The organism is Dactylosporangium sp. NPDC049140 (genome assembly GCF_040648435.1).
Window position 1 is genome coordinate 229,487 of the sequence record NZ_JBEZDS010000001.1, and the last position, 16,603, is coordinate 246,089.

Annotated in this window: 15 protein-coding genes and 1 pseudogene; 10 read left to right on the forward strand and 6 right to left on the reverse strand. The window is 72.1% G+C overall.

Features of this window, described 5'->3' with window-relative positions; translation table 11 throughout:
- Nucleotides 1-186 precede the first annotated feature (186 nt).
- Nucleotides 187-1,107, reverse strand: a complete 921-nt coding sequence (locus tag AB0B76_RS00990) for a hypothetical protein (protein ID WP_360367256.1) — start codon at nucleotides 1,105-1,107, stop codon at nucleotides 187-189.
- Nucleotides 1,108-1,562: 455 nt separating this feature from the next.
- Nucleotides 1,563-3,587, reverse strand: a complete 2,025-nt coding sequence (locus tag AB0B76_RS00995) for a PKD domain-containing protein (protein ID WP_360367259.1) — start codon at nucleotides 3,585-3,587, stop codon at nucleotides 1,563-1,565.
- A gap of 98 nt (nucleotides 3,588-3,685) precedes the next feature.
- Between AB0B76_RS00995 and AB0B76_RS01000 the strand changes: the two genes are divergently transcribed.
- The 4 genes from AB0B76_RS01000 (at nucleotide 3,686) to AB0B76_RS01015 (ending at nucleotide 7,828) form a co-directional block, all read left to right on the forward strand.
- The gene (locus AB0B76_RS01000) at nucleotides 3,686-4,171 is read left to right on the forward strand and encodes a SigE family RNA polymerase sigma factor (RefSeq protein WP_360367262.1); all 486 of its coding nucleotides are present in this window, start codon (nucleotides 3,686-3,688) and stop codon (nucleotides 4,169-4,171) included.
- Nucleotides 4,168-5,502, forward strand: a complete 1,335-nt coding sequence (locus AB0B76_RS01005) for a WD40 repeat domain-containing protein (protein ID WP_360367265.1) — start codon at nucleotides 4,168-4,170, stop codon at nucleotides 5,500-5,502. The genes AB0B76_RS01000 and AB0B76_RS01005 overlap by 4 nt, the downstream gene beginning before the upstream one ends.
- 242 nt (nucleotides 5,503-5,744) lie before the next feature.
- Nucleotides 5,745-6,695, forward strand: coding sequence for a ricin-type beta-trefoil lectin domain protein (locus AB0B76_RS01010; RefSeq protein WP_360367268.1), 951 nt, complete (start codon nucleotides 5,745-5,747; stop codon nucleotides 6,693-6,695).
- 200 nt (nucleotides 6,696-6,895) lie between these two features.
- Entirely contained in the window at nucleotides 6,896-7,828 is a 933-nt protein-coding gene (locus AB0B76_RS01015) for a hypothetical protein (protein ID WP_360367271.1), read from the forward strand.
- 22 nt (nucleotides 7,829-7,850) lie between these two features.
- On the opposite strand, the gene AB0B76_RS01020 is transcribed toward AB0B76_RS01015, so the two are convergent.
- Nucleotides 7,851-9,683, reverse strand: a complete 1,833-nt coding sequence (locus AB0B76_RS01020) for a hypothetical protein (protein ID WP_360367274.1) — start codon at nucleotides 9,681-9,683, stop codon at nucleotides 7,851-7,853.
- 124 nt (nucleotides 9,684-9,807) lie between these two features.
- A complete protein-coding gene (locus tag AB0B76_RS01025) occupies nucleotides 9,808-9,942 on the reverse strand; it encodes a hypothetical protein (RefSeq protein WP_360368773.1) in 135 nt (44 codons plus the stop codon).
- Here AB0B76_RS01025 and AB0B76_RS01030 point away from each other — a divergent pair.
- A pseudogene (locus tag AB0B76_RS01030) lies at nucleotides 9,901-10,197 on the forward strand (AAA family ATPase); the annotation flags it as partial. The gene AB0B76_RS01025 and the pseudogene AB0B76_RS01030 sit on opposite strands and share 42 nt — an antisense overlap.
- Here AB0B76_RS01030 and AB0B76_RS01035 read toward each other — a convergent pair.
- Entirely contained in the window at nucleotides 10,191-10,562 is a 372-nt protein-coding gene (locus tag AB0B76_RS01035) for a hypothetical protein (protein ID WP_360368776.1), read from the reverse strand. The pseudogene AB0B76_RS01030 and the gene AB0B76_RS01035 sit on opposite strands and share 7 nt — an antisense overlap.
- Before the next feature lie 325 nt (nucleotides 10,563-10,887).
- Here AB0B76_RS01035 and AB0B76_RS01040 point away from each other — a divergent pair, with 325 nt between their 5' ends.
- The 5 genes from AB0B76_RS01040 to AB0B76_RS01060 all read left to right on the forward strand — a co-directional run bounded on the left by AB0B76_RS01040 (nucleotide 10,888) and on the right by AB0B76_RS01060 (nucleotide 16,079).
- Nucleotides 10,888-12,150, forward strand: a complete 1,263-nt coding sequence (locus AB0B76_RS01040; protein WP_360367277.1) for a S8 family serine peptidase — start codon at nucleotides 10,888-10,890, stop codon at nucleotides 12,148-12,150.
- Nucleotides 12,151-12,719: 569 nt separating this feature from the next.
- Complete coding sequence (locus AB0B76_RS01045) at nucleotides 12,720-13,682, forward strand: hypothetical protein (RefSeq protein WP_360367280.1); 963 nt, start codon at nucleotides 12,720-12,722, stop codon at nucleotides 13,680-13,682.
- Nucleotides 13,683-13,830: 148 nt separating this feature from the next.
- Nucleotides 13,831-14,673 carry an RNA polymerase sigma factor gene (locus AB0B76_RS01050; RefSeq protein ID WP_360367283.1) on the forward strand — a complete coding sequence of 281 codons (843 nt, stop codon included), beginning with the start codon at nucleotides 13,831-13,833 and terminating at the stop codon, nucleotides 14,671-14,673.
- Nucleotides 14,670-15,305 (forward strand): hypothetical protein, encoded by a 636-nt coding sequence (locus AB0B76_RS01055; RefSeq protein WP_360367286.1) that lies wholly within the window; start codon nucleotides 14,670-14,672, stop codon nucleotides 15,303-15,305. Before AB0B76_RS01050 ends, AB0B76_RS01055 begins: the two co-directional genes overlap by 4 nt.
- A gap of 39 nt (nucleotides 15,306-15,344) precedes the next feature.
- Nucleotides 15,345-16,079: a DUF429 domain-containing protein gene (locus AB0B76_RS01060; RefSeq protein ID WP_360367289.1), complete on the forward strand. Its 735-nt coding sequence runs from the start codon at nucleotides 15,345-15,347 to the stop codon at nucleotides 16,077-16,079.
- On the opposite strand, the gene AB0B76_RS01065 is transcribed toward AB0B76_RS01060, so the two are convergent.
- The gene (locus AB0B76_RS01065; protein WP_360367292.1) at nucleotides 16,076-16,555 is read right to left on the reverse strand and encodes a hypothetical protein; all 480 of its coding nucleotides are present in this window, start codon (nucleotides 16,553-16,555) and stop codon (nucleotides 16,076-16,078) included. The genes AB0B76_RS01060 and AB0B76_RS01065 overlap by 4 nt on opposite strands.
- Between the last annotated feature and the right edge of the window lie 48 nt (nucleotides 16,556-16,603).

Here is a 16,603-nt window from a genome sequence, read left to right on the forward strand (position 1 = left end):
TTTCGATACGCCGCCGATACAACGCGCGCGGTCAGGCCCTGCGCGACCGCCGAGCACGAACCGCCCGAGTCCACGGCGGCGACGACGGCGAACGGCCGAGCCGGCCGGGCGGCGATCGCGTCGCGCCAGCGGTTGGCGGCCTGGGCGTTGGCGAACAGGTGGGCGGTCGCCCCCGCCGCCGGTCGGTCAGGCCCTGCGCGACCGCCGGGCGTGGGCGCGGTAGCCGTTGGAGCCGGCCGCGTGCAGGAGCAGCTGAAGCCGGCGCGGCTGGCGGGTCGGTAAGGGCATGACCTCGGACGGCAGCGCGGGCAGGGCGTTGGCGAACAGGCGGGCGAACGTCGCCCCCGCACCGGTCGGGCAGTCGGGTGCCAGCCACCGCAGCGTGCGCAGCGGCTCCCGGGTGCGGCGCTCGGTGGCGTCGACCAGGAGCAGGCACCGCTCGCCGGCCGGGACCAGGTCGCCGTCGAGCATGACCGCCTGGCTCGTGTCGCGCAGCCAACCGACCACGCCGGGCCCGCTGGACAGCACCAGCTCGACGAGCCGGGCCCGGTCGGCGCCCGGGTAGGAGAGGGCCGCGTCCAGCAGGCCGGGCAGCACCATTGTGGCCGCGTCCCACAGGGCGGCGGTCAGCGCCGTCACCAGCTCCACGACCTCGTCCAGCGCGATCCGCTCCGGCCCGAGCCCGCGCCAGAACAGCAGCTCGTCGAGCACCGTCTCGGGCCGGGCCACGCCCCGGTCGCGCACCACCCCGGCGATCGCGGCGTCGAGCAGCCGCATCGGGGCCAGGGGGTCGACCAGGTCGTGGCATTGCGCCTCGATCGAGCGCAGGACCGGTGCCGGCACGCCCATCACGTCGGCGACGGCCTCCGGGACGAGCTCGTCGACCGGGTGTTGCCGCGCCCGGGCCGCGATCCGCGCGCCCCACATCAGGCGGGCCTGGGTCGCGGTCGAGGGCCACACCAGCCGCAGCAGCTCCCGCGCCGGGGTGGCGAAGCGCGGGCCGCCGAAGGTCAGCGGGTCGCAGAAGGCCTGCCCCACCGCGGCGTCGCCGGCGATGATGCGCAGGTCATGGGCGCCGCTGATATTCGCGACCGGGTTGAAGAGCACTGGCGAAAACCTCCCGCGACGGTACCGAACCGACGACCCAACCCTACCCCTCTTCGAACACATGTACGAACACAAAATCGGCACGAGGTGTGTGAGGCTGAGTGTTCGTGAGTAGAGGTCGATGATGCAGCGTGGCAACCGGTCGTCACAATGACAGTTGCTCGAACGGGCGCAGACATGCCTGCCACTGCGGCAGCTGCGGCGGATCCTTGCACGGCTGGCGGGCCTGGCTAGATCTGGCCATCGGGCCGAATGCCGAACGCACCCACCGGTGGAACCGCCGGAACCGGGTGCTCCAACCCGCGTCGCGGGGCCTGCGGCGCAACCAACGCAACCGCGGCCGACGGTGCCCTCACCACCGAGGGCTGACGTCAACGGCGTGGCGTAGCGGCGGTTCGTGCTCGGCGGTGCGTCGGCGTTGGCCGCCGATCGCACCGCCGAGCACGGTCAAACGATCAGACCAGGCCGGCGAACTCTTCCCACAGGCCGATCGCGGTGCGGTTGGCGATCAGCGGCTGGTTGCCGCCCGCCTCCGCCGTCACGTACTTCCCGTTCACGCCCGCCAGCAGTGAGGCGCTCCCGTCCTGGTTGCGGATCAGGGTGAACCGCTCCCAGGCGCCGATCGCCGTGCGGTTCGCGATCAGGGCCGCGTTCCCGCCGTTCTCCGCGGTCACGAACTTGCCGTCGGCGTGGGAGAACAGCGCGACGGTACCGTTGCCCGCGTCGATGAGGTCGAACTGCTCCCACGGGCCCAGTGCGCCGCGGTTCGCGATCAGGGGCTTGGCGCCGCCCGCCTCGGCCGTAACGAACTTGTGGTTGGCGTACGCCGTCATCGCCAGCCCGGTGGCGCTGTTGTACGTGCTGTAGAACTGCTCCCACGGGCCCAGCACGTCACGGTCCGCGGTGAGCGGGGCCGTGCCGTTGTTGCCGCTGACGTACTTCCCCGTCGCCCGCGAGCGCAGGGCGAACGTGCCGTCGGCGCCCGGGATGAGCTGGAAGCGGATCTGCGGGGAGTCGATCGCCCCGCCGTTCGCCACGAGCCGGCCCGACCCGTCCAGCGAGACAACGATGCCCCGGACGAGCGGGAGCAGCGCGACGTCGCCGTTGCCGATGTCGAGGAGGTCGAACTTCTCCCAGTCCCCGGAGACCGTCCGGTTGGCGACCATCGGCTGGGCGCCGGCGGCCTCCGCGCTGACGTACCGGGCGTTGCTGAGCGCCATCAGGCTCAGGGACCTGATCCGGCGCCAGACCTCGACCCGCCGGGTGATGGTGGTGGTCGCCCCGGAGGTGTCCGTGACGGTGAGCGTGAGCGTGTAGGCGCCGCCGCTCGCGTACGTGTGCCGCGCCGTCGTCTCCGCTCCGGTGACGACGGTGCCGTCGCCGAAGTCGAAGGAGTACGTCGTGATCCGGGCGGTGGACAGCCCCGGCGTCGCCGTCGCCTTCAACGTGGAGCCGTACTGGCCGTCCTCGAACGCGGTGGCCAGCGTGACCTTCGCCGGCGCCGGGTCGATCAGGCCGACCGCGAGGTTCGTCACCCCGTGGCCGAGGACGATCGGGGCGGCCGCCGTGTTCGTGGCGGTGTCGATCGGCGTCACGTTGCCGGCGGTCGCGCCCCCGGTGGCGTACACGCGCTTGCCGTCCGGCGTGATGTCGAGGCCGTAGGGGTGGCCCCCGGCGACGGCGACGCCGGCGGTGACCGTGTTCGTGGTGGTGTCGAGCACCGAGACCGTCCCGGTGCCCCAGTTGCTGACGTACGCGTGCCGCCCGTCGGGCGCGACGACCACGTCGTACGGCCGGTTGCCGACCGCCACGGTGGCGGTGACAGTGTTCGTGGCCGTGTCGATCACCGAGACGGTGTCGGCGGTCCAGTTGGTCACGTACACCCGCGAGCCGTCCGGCGTGATCGCGACCCCGTAGGAGCGCGGGACGGGGATCCGCTTGACGACCGCGTTGGTGGCGGTGTCGATCACGACCACGGCGTCGGCGGTGGTGACGTACAGGTGCCGCTCGTCCGGAGTCACGGCGACCCCGTGCGGCGCGTCCCCGACCGCCACGTTGACGATGCCGTTGGTCTCGGTGCTGATGACCGACAGCGTCCCGTCGCCGAAGTTGGCGACGTAGTAGTTCCCGAGGCCGGCGGCCGCGGCCACCCCGTGCGGCTCCGCCCCGACGTTCAACGTGAGGAACTCCAGGCCGACCCGGGCGTCGAACGCGGTGACCCGGTTGTTGACGGAGTCCGTGGCGAGCACCACGCCCCAGTCCGCAACGAACGCGACGTCGCCCGAGCCGCCGCCGGCCTTGACGGTGTTGACCTCCTTGCCGCTTGTGGTGTCGACGATCGACACGGTTCCCGGCGCGGTCGCGGAAACGTAGAGGAAGGGCCGGACCTCCGCCGCGCCGGCCGGGCTTGCCCCGGCCACCAGCCCCACCGCGGCCCCGGCGACTGTCGCCGCGAGACCGCTCAAGATTCGTTTGTGCACGGCGGGAATTATTGCGGAGCGCCGACGATTCCGCCGTCCCGAAAACGACCACAACCATCCGGCCCGTCGGGCCACTCTTACTCTTGCGGGAGGCCGGATTGCGGGACGAGCAGGAGTTCGTGGAGTACGTCCGGGCGCGTACGCCGGTGCTGCGGCGGCTCGCGTACCGGCTGTGCGGCCAGTGGGCGGCCGCCGACGACCTGGTGCAGGAGTGCCTCGTCGCGCTGTACCGGCACTGGCCCAAGGCGGTCGCGGCCGAGTCGGTCGACGCGTACGTGCGCACGATCCTCGTGAACGCGTACCTCGCCGAGCGCAAGCGGCCCTGGGCGCGGCGCGTGCAGCCGGCCGCCGAGGTGCGCCTGCCCGCGGTGGTGCCGGCCGGCATCGAGGAGCGGATCGACGTGCGGGCGGCGCTGGCCCGGCTCACGCGCGGGCAGCGCGCGGTGCTCGTGCTGCGCTACTGGGAGGACCTCGACGTCGCCCAGACCGCGGCCGCGCTCGGCTGCTCGCCCGGCACGGTGAAGAGCCAGACCTCCTACGCCATGGCCGCGCTGCGCCGCCACCTGGGAGGGGACGGATCATGAGGGACTTGTTCGCCGCCCTGCCGGACGATCCCGCGCCGCCGCTCGCGGACGGCTACCTGGGCGAGGTGCTCCGGCGCGGCCGCCGCTCGGTTCGACGCCGCCGCATCGGTACCGCCGCCGCCTGGACGGCCGTCGTGCTGGCCCTCGTCGCCGTGTTGCTGCCGGGTGTACCGCGACCAGCCGGCCCGGCCGCGCCCGCGCACCGGCCCTCACTCCCGGACCGGTTCGCCGGCTACTCGACGCTGACCAGCACCGTGGAGCGCTCCGCGCCCGGCCGCGCGATCGCGTTGTACACCTTCGGCAACGGCGAGACGTTCAACATGTTCCAGTCGCTGGTCGTGGGCGCGGACGCGGACACGTACCGCCGCGTGGACGACATGGAGCGGCACGACCTGGCGATGGGTCTGTTGTCGCCCGACGGCACCCGCGTGCTCGTCGGCGACGACCGCGGCGCGACCTCCGAGCTGACCCTCGTCGACCTGACCACCGGCCGGCGGCGCTCGATCGGGCTCGGCGCGCCGCTCGGGGTGCGGCCGCTGGCCTGGTCCCCCGACGGGCGGTACGCGGCCTACAGCGCCACGGCCCTCGAGCCGTCCGACATGTCGGCCGGCTTCTCCGTCGAGACGCCGGTGCTGGACCACGGCACGCTGCGCCTCCTCGACGTCGAAACCGGGCGCAGCACCGAGATCCCCGCCATCAAGGGACCGTGGACCGCCGCCTTCGCTCCGGGCGGGGCACGGCTCGCGGTCCAGGTGGCTCAGGACGTACACCTGCTGGATCTGAACGGTCACGAGGAGGGCGTCGTGCCGATCGGCGCCGGGCGGGGGCTCGTGGCCGGGGTCGGCTGGTCGCCGGACGGGCGGTTCCTGGCCACCGTGCCGTGGGTGTCCGGCACCTCCGACCACGACTCCTTCATCACCGACAACGTCGACGCGACATTCGTCCCGCTCGACCCGGCCACCCCGACACCGTCCCCGCTGCACGACGTGGCCCGCGTCCTGGGCTGGCGCGACCCGGACCACGCGATCGCCGCCGCGGTGAACGCGAGCGGCCGCCTGTCGCTGATCGAGATCACCCTGCCGACGAACGAGCGCCGCGTGCTGTCCCGCTTCGACGCCGGCTCCTCGTGCGAGCTCGGCATGCAGCACTGCGAGGTCATCGACCTGCAGCTCGCCGCGGGCCTGCTGCCGGACCTGGACGTGCGCACCGCGAGGTCCCCGGACCGCGGCCCGTGGCCCTGGCTCCTGCGCGTGCCGGTGGCCGCGCTCCTCACCACGGCCGCGGCGCTGACCTGGTTCCTCATGCGCCGCCGCGCCCGGCGAGCGCGGTGAAAGTAGGCACCGCAGCGGACGCCCGTACACCCCCGGTTGCCTCGGGCATCGTCACCCGCACGGGTGAGTTCGAGGGTGAATTCTCAGGTTCACCCTCCGCAATCTCATCAGCACACACCGATGGCCGTTACGTTCGGCGTCATGCGACCCGGGACGCCGCCCATGATGTTGATCGAGGATCGCGATGACAACCGCGAGCCGCGGCTGCACCGACGGCACACGGTGGAGCGGGCGGCCGGCAAATGACCTATCCCAACGTGACGGACGCGGGCACGGCCGGGCCGGAGATCGACGACGAGCCGCTCCTGATTCGTCCCTACGTCCGCCTCGTTGAGCACCAGCACGCAGCGCACGTGACCGAAGAGCTCTTGGGCGGTGCATCGACGTCCGACGGCCAACCCGAGTACGCGAGAACGCCCGCCGATATCCGCCCGACCCGCGCCGGCGCGGCCCCCGCGACGGCCGCCCCTCCGGTCAATCGTTTCCGACGGCGCTTCGTTACTGTCGGTTCGGGCATGCTGATGGTCGCGGTGGGCGCCACCGTGCTTGCGCTGAGCGCCACCGTGCTTGCGCTGAGCGCCGGCGATGAGCCCGCGGCTCCCGCTCCGGGTGCGGCCGGGTCTACAGCGCCGGCGGGTCGTCTCTTCGGGACAGCTGCTGTGCCGGCCCCACCGTCGTCGCCGGTGTCGAACGCGGCGGCAACGGCACGAGTGCCGTCCGTCTCCGGGGAGCCGTCTCTGCCCGGGGCGTCACCCAACCCAGCGGGTGCCGCCCCGCCGATAGATGGCCCCGCACTCAGCGGCCAGCCCACCCTGCCGCCTCCGCGGGGAGGCGAGGTCAGCACCGGCCCGATCACCAGCGTCTCCGGACTGTGCCTTGACGGCAACGTCGGCCCGAACGGCGACGGGATCCGGAGGTGGGACTGCAACGGCACCTCCGGTCAGGCATGGACCGTCGCTGACGGTGGCACCATTCAGGCCCTTGGTCGATGCCTGCAAGCATCAGGCGACCAGGTCCGTCTGCGCGACTGCGACGGTGGACCGGCCCAGCAGTGGCGGTCAGGACTCGCGGGCTCGCTGGTCAATCCGGCATCGGGGCTGTGTCTCGGGGGTCCGGGCGACGCGGACAGCAGGGCCCCGCAGCGGATGGTGGCCTGCAACCAGTCCGATGCGCAACGATGGATCTTGCCCTAGTCGGAGGGCAATGCCCGCGTCGGCCGACGTACCACGTGTAACGCGGCAGGCACGTAGAGCGCTATTTCGGGAGTGGCACGCTTCCGAAATAGCATCGCATCGGCGTGGGCAGCGCCGAATGGCACTCGCGGCGACGCCGGGCAGACCCGATGGCATCTCGGCCGGCCTCGCCGTCCTGGACTCGCCGATGAGTTGCGCCCATGTCTACCGCATTGAGTCTGGCCTGCGAAATCGCGCCCGATCTCACGGCCACCATGCGGCTGCAGATCCCTGCCCTCGCCTGGCACATGACGGGGGCCGGTGTATGGCAACGCACCTACCACCTGGACGGGCAGGGCATCCCGGTACGGGTCGAGGCCCACCGTGACGGGCTGCAGTTCTCCTTCCGGACCAGCACGGAAAAAGAGCTGTTGCGTGACCTGCTGACCGCCACGTTCCGTAACGGTGAACAGGTTGGTGCGCTGGCCCTTGCGGGTCACCCGGCGTTGAGAACTCTGCGCCGACACAACCGGGGCATGATCCTGCTGGCCGGCTCGCCGTTCGAGACGCTCGTACTGGCCATTCTGGCCCAGGCCCGACCCGCCGCGGCCGTAAGGAAGGTGTTCCCTCGAGTCGCCGCCGCATGCGGTGGACTCACCCCTCAACGACTTTCCGCGATGCCAGTAGCCAGATTGGCCCAGTTGGTCAGACCGCTCGGCGACGTCAAGGCATCCCGCCTGCACGCCGCTGCGGCGGTCCTCACCAGGCGACACGTGAAGGCATTCGACCAACTGATCGGCGACTCCGACTCGCACGCACTGAATTTTCAGCTGTCGTCGTTGCCCGGCGTCGGCACACATACGGCCGCTATCGTGATGTCGATCGTCAACGACGTCCCGGACACGGTGCCGATCGACCGGCACCTGATACGAGTCGCCTACCGGCTCGGTCTCACCGACCACGACGGCGGCCTCACCAAGCCGGGTGGCCGCCGGGTCGCCGCGGACCTGCTCGCCTACGGCCCGGACTTGGCGCGCATTCACCCACTGATCCAGCAGGTCGCCTACGACACATGCACCGCGGACACCCCGGACTGCCAACGCTGCTTCCTCGCCGAGTCCTGCCGCTACGCGGCCGTACCAGATGATGCCTGAAGCTATAGCGGCCGTCGGCGCCTCAACGGATCGTCATCCACGCACGCAGGTTGCCAACGAGCAGAACGCATGATGCGAGGATCAGCACGGCAGCCGCTCCGGCCCGCCAGTTACGGACGACGACCTCGACGGCGCCCAAGACGGCGAACACGGCGGCCCCGGCCGCGGCCATGGTTGCCGCGAACCGCACCAGTCGGCCGCGGGCGGCCGCCTCCATCGCGAGCATGAGAGCCATGAGACCGGCGAACGACCAGAGGACTCCGATGGGTGGGCTTATCACCACGAGCGCGACCCCGGCCAGCATGACCGACACCGATGCTGCCGACCATATCGCCAGGAACCGCTGGCGTGGGGTGTCGGCGGCCAGCGGAAGAGCACGGCGGCGCAGATGGGCGTGCGGAGCCTCGATGGGCGGCTGGGTTCTCGCGCGGACGATCGCATCGAGTTCCTCGCGGCGCGCGGCCTGCTCGGTGTGCAGCCGCGCGATGGTCTCCTTGCCGTCCCGGCCGTAGCCGGTCTTGTCACGGCGGGTCTTGTCTGCACCAGCGCGGCTCGTGTAGGCGGCCCTGGCCCGTTCGCTGGCGCGCAACTCCCGCGACGTCTGCCGGTGGACGTCGATCTCGACGGCGATCTCGGCAAGGCGTCGTTCCAGCCAGTTCGCACGGCTCTCCCGCAACACGGCACCGTGCTCGACGGTCGGGTACTCCTCGTCGAGGCCGGCCCACGCCACCGGGTTCGCCCAGCCCGGCCGGACCGCCCCATCTCGCTCATACCGGGGCCCGGACGGTGCCCGCTCGCCGCCGAAGTGGTCCCGCGTGTCCAACCCCCACAACCCTCGATAGTGGCGGATCCACGGAGTGTTGTCGTCAACCAGGACCGGATGCCAAGCCCGTCGCTCGCCGACACCGATGCCCAGGCCATCGCCGCGGTGGTAGTCGATGAACGGGATGCCGGCGGTCGTCTCCGGCATGTCCCTGGTCCAGGGCAGAAGAGTCCGGGCCACCTGCCGCAATGCGGCCGCGAGGCGGTTCGGCCACGCCAGGGCGACGGTCGTGACGTATTCACCGGGTAGGTAGGCACCGGCGTGCGATCCGGCCCCCGCGTACACCACCGGATGCGTGCCGACGAACTCCATGTCCGGGTCGTCCCAGCGTCTACGCAGGTCGTCGCCGACCTCGTCGTGGGCCGAGAACGCCACCCAGGCCGGGCGCAACGCGCCGGTGAGTGTCACGCCGAGGAAGATCGTCACCTGTTCCCAGTCGGCCTCGTGGTCGTTGACCCCGATGAACGTCGAGCGCCAGTCGTTCATCGGGTAGAAGTACCAGTACTGCAGGGCGACGTAGCCGCCGTCCCGGGACACTCTCGCGTAGTAAGGATGATCGTTCGCCTGCATGTGCGTGACGTACAGGCGGTGCGCCGCCGCCCGGGTACCGCCGGGTACCGTCCCCCGCAGGAGAAGGGACAGGCGGAGCCCGGCATCGACGAGCCGCGCGAACAGCCCGACGGCGGCGAAGCGGCTACTCGGCCGGAACGACGGCTGCGCCCCCTCGCGACGCCACCGCCGGTACTCGGCACCACGCATCGGGCGGTCGACGAGGCGCAGGTACAGGCCGTCCCCGGCGAACCGCTCCCCCTCCGCGGCCAGCCGCTCCAGCGTCAGCTCACCGGCCTGGACCAGGCATTCGTCGCGTCGTTCACCCGGGCGCCGCCGCCACAGGCCGGCCTGGGCGACGTAGGCGCTCACGGCTGTCGGCAGGAACAGCTCACCGGCCGTGTACCGGATCACCGGCTCATACGCGCGCAGCAGGGCAAGGTCACCCTCACGGGTGCCGGGCCCGGCGGGGGTCTCCGCCATGCCGATCCCCTCCTCACGGTGTCCCAGTCGCCTCGCTACCGGCGTTCGCCTCGCTACCCACAGCCGACAGGTTCATCCGCCCGGCAATCCACACCACGGATGCAAGCAAACAGATCCGGTCGGGTCAGCGGCGAAACGCATATTGCCAACGCGCCCCGTGCGCGGTGAGCAGCACGCTGCCGGTTGCCGATATGGCGGCCGACTCGGCCTCAAGATCGTGCCCGCACTCGAAACCGAGCTCGCCGACGAGCGAGCGCACCTCGACGCATCACGGCAGGCGCTGCGGCGCATGCCGAGGAGCTCTTTCTCCACCGGAGACCAGGTCGCCGGCGACGCGTACGCCGCGGAAACTCTGGGCCGGCACCTCGCCCGACGCATCGCCGACCTCGCCGACAACCCCCGACACGCCGCTCTTCTTCGGACGGCTCGACCTTGACGACCACATCGGGCGCCGCCACCTGACCGACGCGGCCGGCGAGACTGGCGCGCGCCGCTGTCGCGCAAGTTCTACCAACGCCACCAGCGTGCCGCGGAGCTGGTCAGCGTGTGGCCAACCGGTCTGCTCCCCAGCCCGCGCCGCGCCCAGGCGATCGCCTCCGCCGCCCGGCCGGCCGCACGCAGCGCCTCGACAATCCGCGCGTACTGCACGGCGCTGGTCAGATGCTCCGCCAGCACTTGGACGTGCCGATCGATGTCACCGGAGACCTCGGCCAACTGCTCGCGAAGATCCCGGACCGCGAACAATCCCGTCCATGACTCGGGATCTGCCGTCTCAGCCCGATCGGCGACCAGCCGCTCCACCTCCGCCAGCCCGGGCGAACCGAGCGCCGGGGCGAAGTCGCGCAGCACGATCCGCGGCCAGCCCGGGCCGTCGCGCACCGTCCAGTATCACGTTCTGGTGTAACGCCGGCCCGCCCGACGCCGCTTGTTCTCGGGACGTGGCGTTACAGCGTGACGTCGATCGGACAGTCCGACGGAAAGGTTCACCGTGAGACTCTCTCGTCGCAAGGCACTGGCAGCCGCGTCCGCCGCCGCGGTCGGTGCCGGCGTCCTGACCGCCGCAGCGTTACCGACGCAGGCGTTGGCAGCAGGACCGGAAAACACCTACATCGTACTTGCTCCAAACGGTCAGTCGACAGCTCGAGCCGCGGATAGGGTCGCCACCGCCGGCGGCACGGTCGTCGCGAACTACGACCAAATCGGCGTGCTCGTGGCCCGCTCCACCAACCCGTCGTTCACGACCGCGGTATCGGGTGCGGGCGTGGACGCCGTCGCGTCCACCGCGGGCCTGGGCACCGCGCTCGAGGACACCGCCACCGCGGAGGTCACCGACGCCACCGCGCAGCAGACCACCGGCGACCCGACCGGCGAGCCGCTGTTCGGCCAGCAGTGGGACATGACGCAGATCAACGTCCCGCAGGCGCACAAGGTGACCACCGGCAGCCCGAACGTGGTCGTCGGGGTCCTCGACAGCGGTATCTCCAGCACCCACCCCGACCTCGCCACGCAGATCGCGAAGGACAAGAGCGCGTCCTGCATCGGCGGGACGGTCGACACGGCCGAGGCCGCCTGGAACCCGACCACCTCCGACCACGGCACGCACGTCGCCGGCACGATCGCCGCCGCGATCAACGGTATCGGCGTCGCCGGCGTGGCCCCCGGGGTGAAGGTCGCCTCCGTGAAGGTCGTGAACGACGACGGCTTCATCTACCCGGAGGCCGCGGTGTGCGGCTTCCTCTGGGCCGCCGACCACGGCATGCAGATCACCAACAACAGCTATTTCATCGACCCGTGGGAGTTCAACTGCCGTAACGACGTGCGGCAGCGCCCGGTCTGGATCGCCGTGCAGCGCGCGATCCGGTACTCGCAGAACAAGGGCGTGCTCAACATCGCCTCGGCGGGCAACTCCAACGTCGACCTGCAGCACAAGTTCATCGACACTGGCAGCCCGAACGACGGCAGCTTCCCGGTCGAGGACCGCACGATCACCGGCGCCTGCCTTGACCTGCCGGCCGAGGCGCCCGGCGTGGTGACCGTGTCGGCGGTCGGTCCGACCCGGCTGAAGAGCTACTACTCGTCGTACGGCCAAGGGGTCGTGGACGTCGCGGCGCCCGGCGGCGACACCCGGTTCCGGAACCTCGGCTCGCCGTCGACGCTGACCGACGCGGTCCTGTCGACCACCTTCAACACCACGACGAAGACCAACGGTTGGGGCTACAAGCAGGGTACTTCGATGGCCGGGCCGCACGCGGTCGGCGTCGCCGCACTGGCGCTCTCCGCCCACCCCGACATGCGGCCGGGGACCCTGGCGTCCTGGCTCGAGCGCACCGCCGACCCGCTCGCCTGCCCCAGCGGCGTGTACAACCCGGTGCCTCTCCTGCAGGGCTACGAGGCGACGTGCTCGGGCGGAAACCGCAACGGCTTCTACGGTGCCGGTGAAGTCGACGCGTACAACGCCGTGCGATAGCACCGGCAGTGCCACGGTGGGGTCGCCGGCCCACAAGGTCGGCGACCCCACCCGCGCCGCAACGTCATAATCTGGTAAGCCTGCCGATCAGCGGCGCGCACCAGCGTCGCGAACGAGCGCGCGGCGATCCGCAGGCCGGTCGCGGTCGCCTCGAACTACTTCAGATCGGGTATGGCAGCCACCGTCGCCTCGACAAACTCGGCGGGCAGACGGGGCTCGGCAGCGTTCCAGCGAATCCACTCCGGCAGCAACACGCGGTGAAGGCCTTGACCGTGGGCTCGATGTCGAGGTCCGCAGTCAACGAGGGGGGCGGCGGCAACGTGACGCCGCCTGGCGCACCGCAGCGCCCAGCGCTTCGACGGCGGCCAGTTCTTCGTCGACCTCCGCGAGGGCGCCGCGGACCCGCTCGCGGCGGTCCTGCCGCCGGCGCTGAGCGTCGCAGCCGCCCGCGCGGCCGTGACCCCGTCGCTGCCCCTGTCCGCCCTCGTCGGAGGATCACCGGTCATCCATCATCTTCGACCTGAACGGCCCATCCACTCCGGCCGGAGCAGGCCTCACACGCTGCGAGAATGCTCGATGTGGACGCCGTCGGCCCGATCTGTGCAGCGCTCGCCGCGGGGCGCGGGCGGGCTCCGGCGGCCGGGGCGCTGCGCCGGGCGCTCGTCGCGCGGCTGGCCGCGTTCCCCGACGCGCAGGGGGCGCTGGCGCGGGAGCTGACCAGCGCGGCGCAGTGGCGGGAGCTGCTCGGCGACGCGCTCGTCGCCTCCGGCGCGACCCGCGACCGCCAGGTGCTCGCCGCGGCGCGGGCGGTGCTGGACGCCGGCGGATCGCGGTACACCATGGACATCCGCGGCGCCGGGAACGTCCAGGCGGGCGACGGCAACATCCAGATCGGCCAGAACCTCGGCACCGCGGCGCAGCAGATCCACGGGCCGGTGACCATCAACCAGGCCGCCTCCTCGCACTCCGAGTCCGGGCTGGGCGACAACTACGGCGCCGTCGGCACCTTCTACGGCCCGGTGTCGATCCGCGTGCGGCACAGCGCGCTCGGGGCGGCGACCGGGCTGCTGCTCACCGCGCTGCTGCTCGTCCTCGCCGCCCTGGTGTGGCGCGCCGCGGACGACGGCCCGATCGGCTGGGGCTCGCTGCCCGACTTCGGCCTCGCGATGCGCCCGACCTGGTGGGCCTGTCTCGTGCCGTTCGCGATCGGCGTCACCCAGAGCGCGAAGGTGGGCACGGCGACGCCCGCGCTGCGGATGATCTCGACCGTGACCGAGCACGTGCTGGGCTGGCCGGCGGTGTTCGCGCTGCTGGTGGTGAACAGCCCGCATCGGTACCGCGACCACTGGTACACCAGCGCCGACGCCGTCGCGTTCAGCAACGCCGTCAACGACTTCCTTCAGCGGCACTTCTTCGCCGACGCGCCGCTGTTCACGAGCGCCTACGTCTGCCTGTTCGCGATCGGCGCGGTGTCGGGCCTGGTCGCCGGGGCCATCGAGCGGCTCAAGGCCGAGTCCCGGCCGGTCCGCTGACCGAGATCGTCGGGGTGGCCGAGACCGTCGGGTCGGGCGGCTACGCCCGTGAGAAAAGCCGCGTAAACGGTATTACGGGCGACCGTGCCAAACCACCCGTTCGGAGCCGACTCGCGAAAACCCAGCCGGCGTGGCCTACCGTGTGCTGGTGACGGTGTCGGTTCAGGGTGTGCGGGACGAGGATCTCGCCGCGCCGCTGGCCGCCGCCATCGAGGGGGATGCCTCCGCGTTCGCGGTGCTCTGGCGGTCGCTGCACCCACCGGTGCTGCGCTACCTGCGCGTCGTGTGCGGGGACGCCGCCGAGGACGTCGCCTCCGAGACGTGGCTGCAGGTGTCGCGGGATCTTTCGAGATTTGACGGTACCGCCACCGCTTTCCGGGTCTGGCTCTTCCGCATCGCCAGGCATCGCGGGATCGACGAGAACCGCCGGGCGTGGCGCCGGCACGAGGAGCCGCACGAGGCCGTCGAACAGCTGAGGGTCGCCGCGACCGCGCGCGATGTGGCCGCGGAGGTGGTCGAGCTCGACGAGACGGACCGTGCGCTGCGCATGATCGCGAGCCTGCCGCGGGACCAGGCCGAGGCGGTCATGCTCCGCGTGGTCGCCGGCCTCGACGTGGCGGGGACGGCCCGGGTGCTGGGGAAGCGCTCGGGCGCGGTGCGGGTCGCGGCGATGCGCGGGCTGCGGCGGCTGGCGGAACATCCGGAACTGCGGGCCGCTGACGGCGTTGACGGGCCTGGCCGGGCGCGGTCCGGCGAGGTCGACCCGGCGCGGTCCGGCGAAATCGGCCGGGCACAGTCCGGCGAGCCCAACCGGACGCGGCCCGGCGATAACGACCGGACGCGGCCCGGCGATAACGACCGGGTGCGGCCCGGCGATAACGACCGGGCGGGGTCGGACGAGCTCAACCAGGCGCGGTCTGACGAGCTCAACCGGGCGCGGTCTGACGACGACAGCCGGGCGCGGTCCGGCAACGAGGGGCGGGCGCGATGAAGCGCGATGAGTTCGCCGAGGGCCGGCTGGGCGAGCTGCTGTCGGCCGCGGCCGCGCCCGGGCGCCGGCACGAGCTGCTCGGCGAGCCGGACGCGGTCGCGACGTTCCGCCGGGAGTACCGCCCGCGCATCGCCCGCCCCCGCAAGCGCCGCATCTTCGCCGTGGCCGTGGCGGCCGTACTCGCGGCCGGCGTCGGCGGGACGGCGTTCGCGGCGAACACCGGCCTGCTGCCCGACCCGGTGCAGACCTGGTTCGACAAGCACACCGACCTGAAGCCTGACAACCACGACACAGCGCCGGTCTCGACCATGTCCGCGCCGCAGAGCCCCCAGCCACCCCGTGCGTCGGCGGCGACATCGGCGGCGGCCGGCCCGACGCCCCTGGAGGCGTGCCGGGCCTGGGTGGCGCGCCGCACCGACCCCCACGCCCGGCCCGTGACCGGCGACGAGCGCAAGGCGCTGTCGCTGCTGGCCGGCGGCGAGCGGGCGATCGACGCGTACTGCGACCGCCTCCTCGGCCTCGCCCCGTCCTCCTCCGCGGCCGCCCCGCCGAGCGGCAAGAGCGGCAAGAGCAGCAAGAGCAGCAAGAGCAGCAACGGCAGCAACGGCAAGAGCCCGGGCGGCAACCGCTGAGGTGTAACACCGCGCGCCCGGGCGACGCTGTTTACCTTCGTGCTCACCGCAGGTGTCGATCTCGCCCCCACCGACGAGCGGACCGCCCTCGTGACCGTCGCATGGTCGCGCGGCCGCGCCGCGCTGCGCGAGGTCACCATCGGGGTGTCCGACGCGCGCATCGTCGCGGCCGTGCGCCAGTCCGACAAGACCGGGTTCAACTGCGCGCTCGGCTGGCCCGAGCCGTTCGCTGCGCTCGTCAACGCGCACCGCGTCGGGCACACCGCGAGCCTGCCGAGCAAGGAGAACGGGGCGAACTGGCGGCGGGTGATGATGTACCGCGCGACCGACGAGGCCGTGCGCGCCACCGTCCAGGGCGTCGTCCCGGCCAGCGTCGCCGCCGACCGCCAGGGCCACGCCGCCCTGCGCTGCGCCGCGCTGCAGGCCATGCTCGCCCGCTCCGGCCAGGACGTCGACCGCAGCGGCACCGGCACGATCGTGGAGACCCACCCGGCGGCGTCACTGCACCGCTGGGGCGTGACCCGCCGGTACAAGGGCCGCCACGCGGGCCTGGCCGCCGCCCTGCACGACGCCACCGCGCGCTGGCTCGACCTCGGCTCCTTCGCCCCGCTCGTGATCACGAACCGCGACGCCTTCGACGCCCTGGTCGCGGCCCTGACCGCGCGGGCGACGGCCCTCGGCCTGACCCTGCGCCCGGACCCCGATCAACTCCCCCTGGCCAAGGTCGAGGGCTGGATCGCCGTCCCGTCGACGGGCCTCGACGCGCTGCCCTAGATCGACTCGTCCAGGTGGGCGCTCCACACCGCGTTGCCCTGCTCGTGGGCGTCGACGCCGGCGAAGAAGGCGTCCGCGAGGTTGCCCGTCTCCGCGTCCGGGAAGCCCTCGATCTCCAGGAACTTCGGCCGGTGCACCGCGAACGGCTCCGGCCGGTACGGCACGGCGATGACCAGCTTCTTCGGCGCCGGCCCGTACTCGACCGCCTCGGCGATGAGGGCGTCCACCTTGCCCGACTCGAGGTGGATGTACGCGTCGAGCACGAGCACCGCCCGCAGCCGGCCCGCCGGGTTGGTCTCCAGCTCCTCGCGGCCCTTGCGCGCGCCCTCGGCGATGTCCTCGGCGACGAAGCGGGTCATCCCGCGCTGGCCGTTGACCTCGTCGTACCCGAGCAGCGGCGTCAACGGGCCGCCGTCGGATACGCTCCACACCCCGTGCGCGGCGAAAAATCCGGCAAGTCTGGCGAAGTCATACATGCGCCTCAGCATTACACGGTGCCCCACCCCGCGCCGCCCCGCCGATCT

What these genes read in the sequence shown, in the direction of transcription:
- AB0B76_RS01005 (WP_360367265.1), top strand. Translation starts at nt 4,168, where the DNA reads ATGAGGGACTTGTTCGCCGCCCTGCCGGACGATCCCGCGCCGCCGCTC.
- AB0B76_RS01010 (WP_360367268.1), top strand. Translation starts at nt 5,745, where the DNA reads ATGACCTATCCCAACGTGACGGACGCGGGCACGGCCGGGCCGGAGATC.
- AB0B76_RS01015 (WP_360367271.1), top strand. Translation starts at nt 6,896, where the DNA reads ATGTCTACCGCATTGAGTCTGGCCTGCGAAATCGCGCCCGATCTCACG.
- AB0B76_RS01020 (WP_360367274.1), bottom strand. Translation starts at nt 9,683, where the DNA reads ATGGCGGAGACCCCCGCCGGGCCCGGCACCCGTGAGGGTGACCTTGCC.
- AB0B76_RS01045 (WP_360367280.1), top strand. Translation starts at nt 12,720, where the DNA reads ATGCTCGATGTGGACGCCGTCGGCCCGATCTGTGCAGCGCTCGCCGCG.
- AB0B76_RS01055 (WP_360367286.1), top strand. Translation starts at nt 14,670, where the DNA reads ATGAAGCGCGATGAGTTCGCCGAGGGCCGGCTGGGCGAGCTGCTGTCG.
- AB0B76_RS01065 (WP_360367292.1), bottom strand. Translation starts at nt 16,555, where the DNA reads ATGTATGACTTCGCCAGACTTGCCGGATTTTTCGCCGCGCACGGGGTG.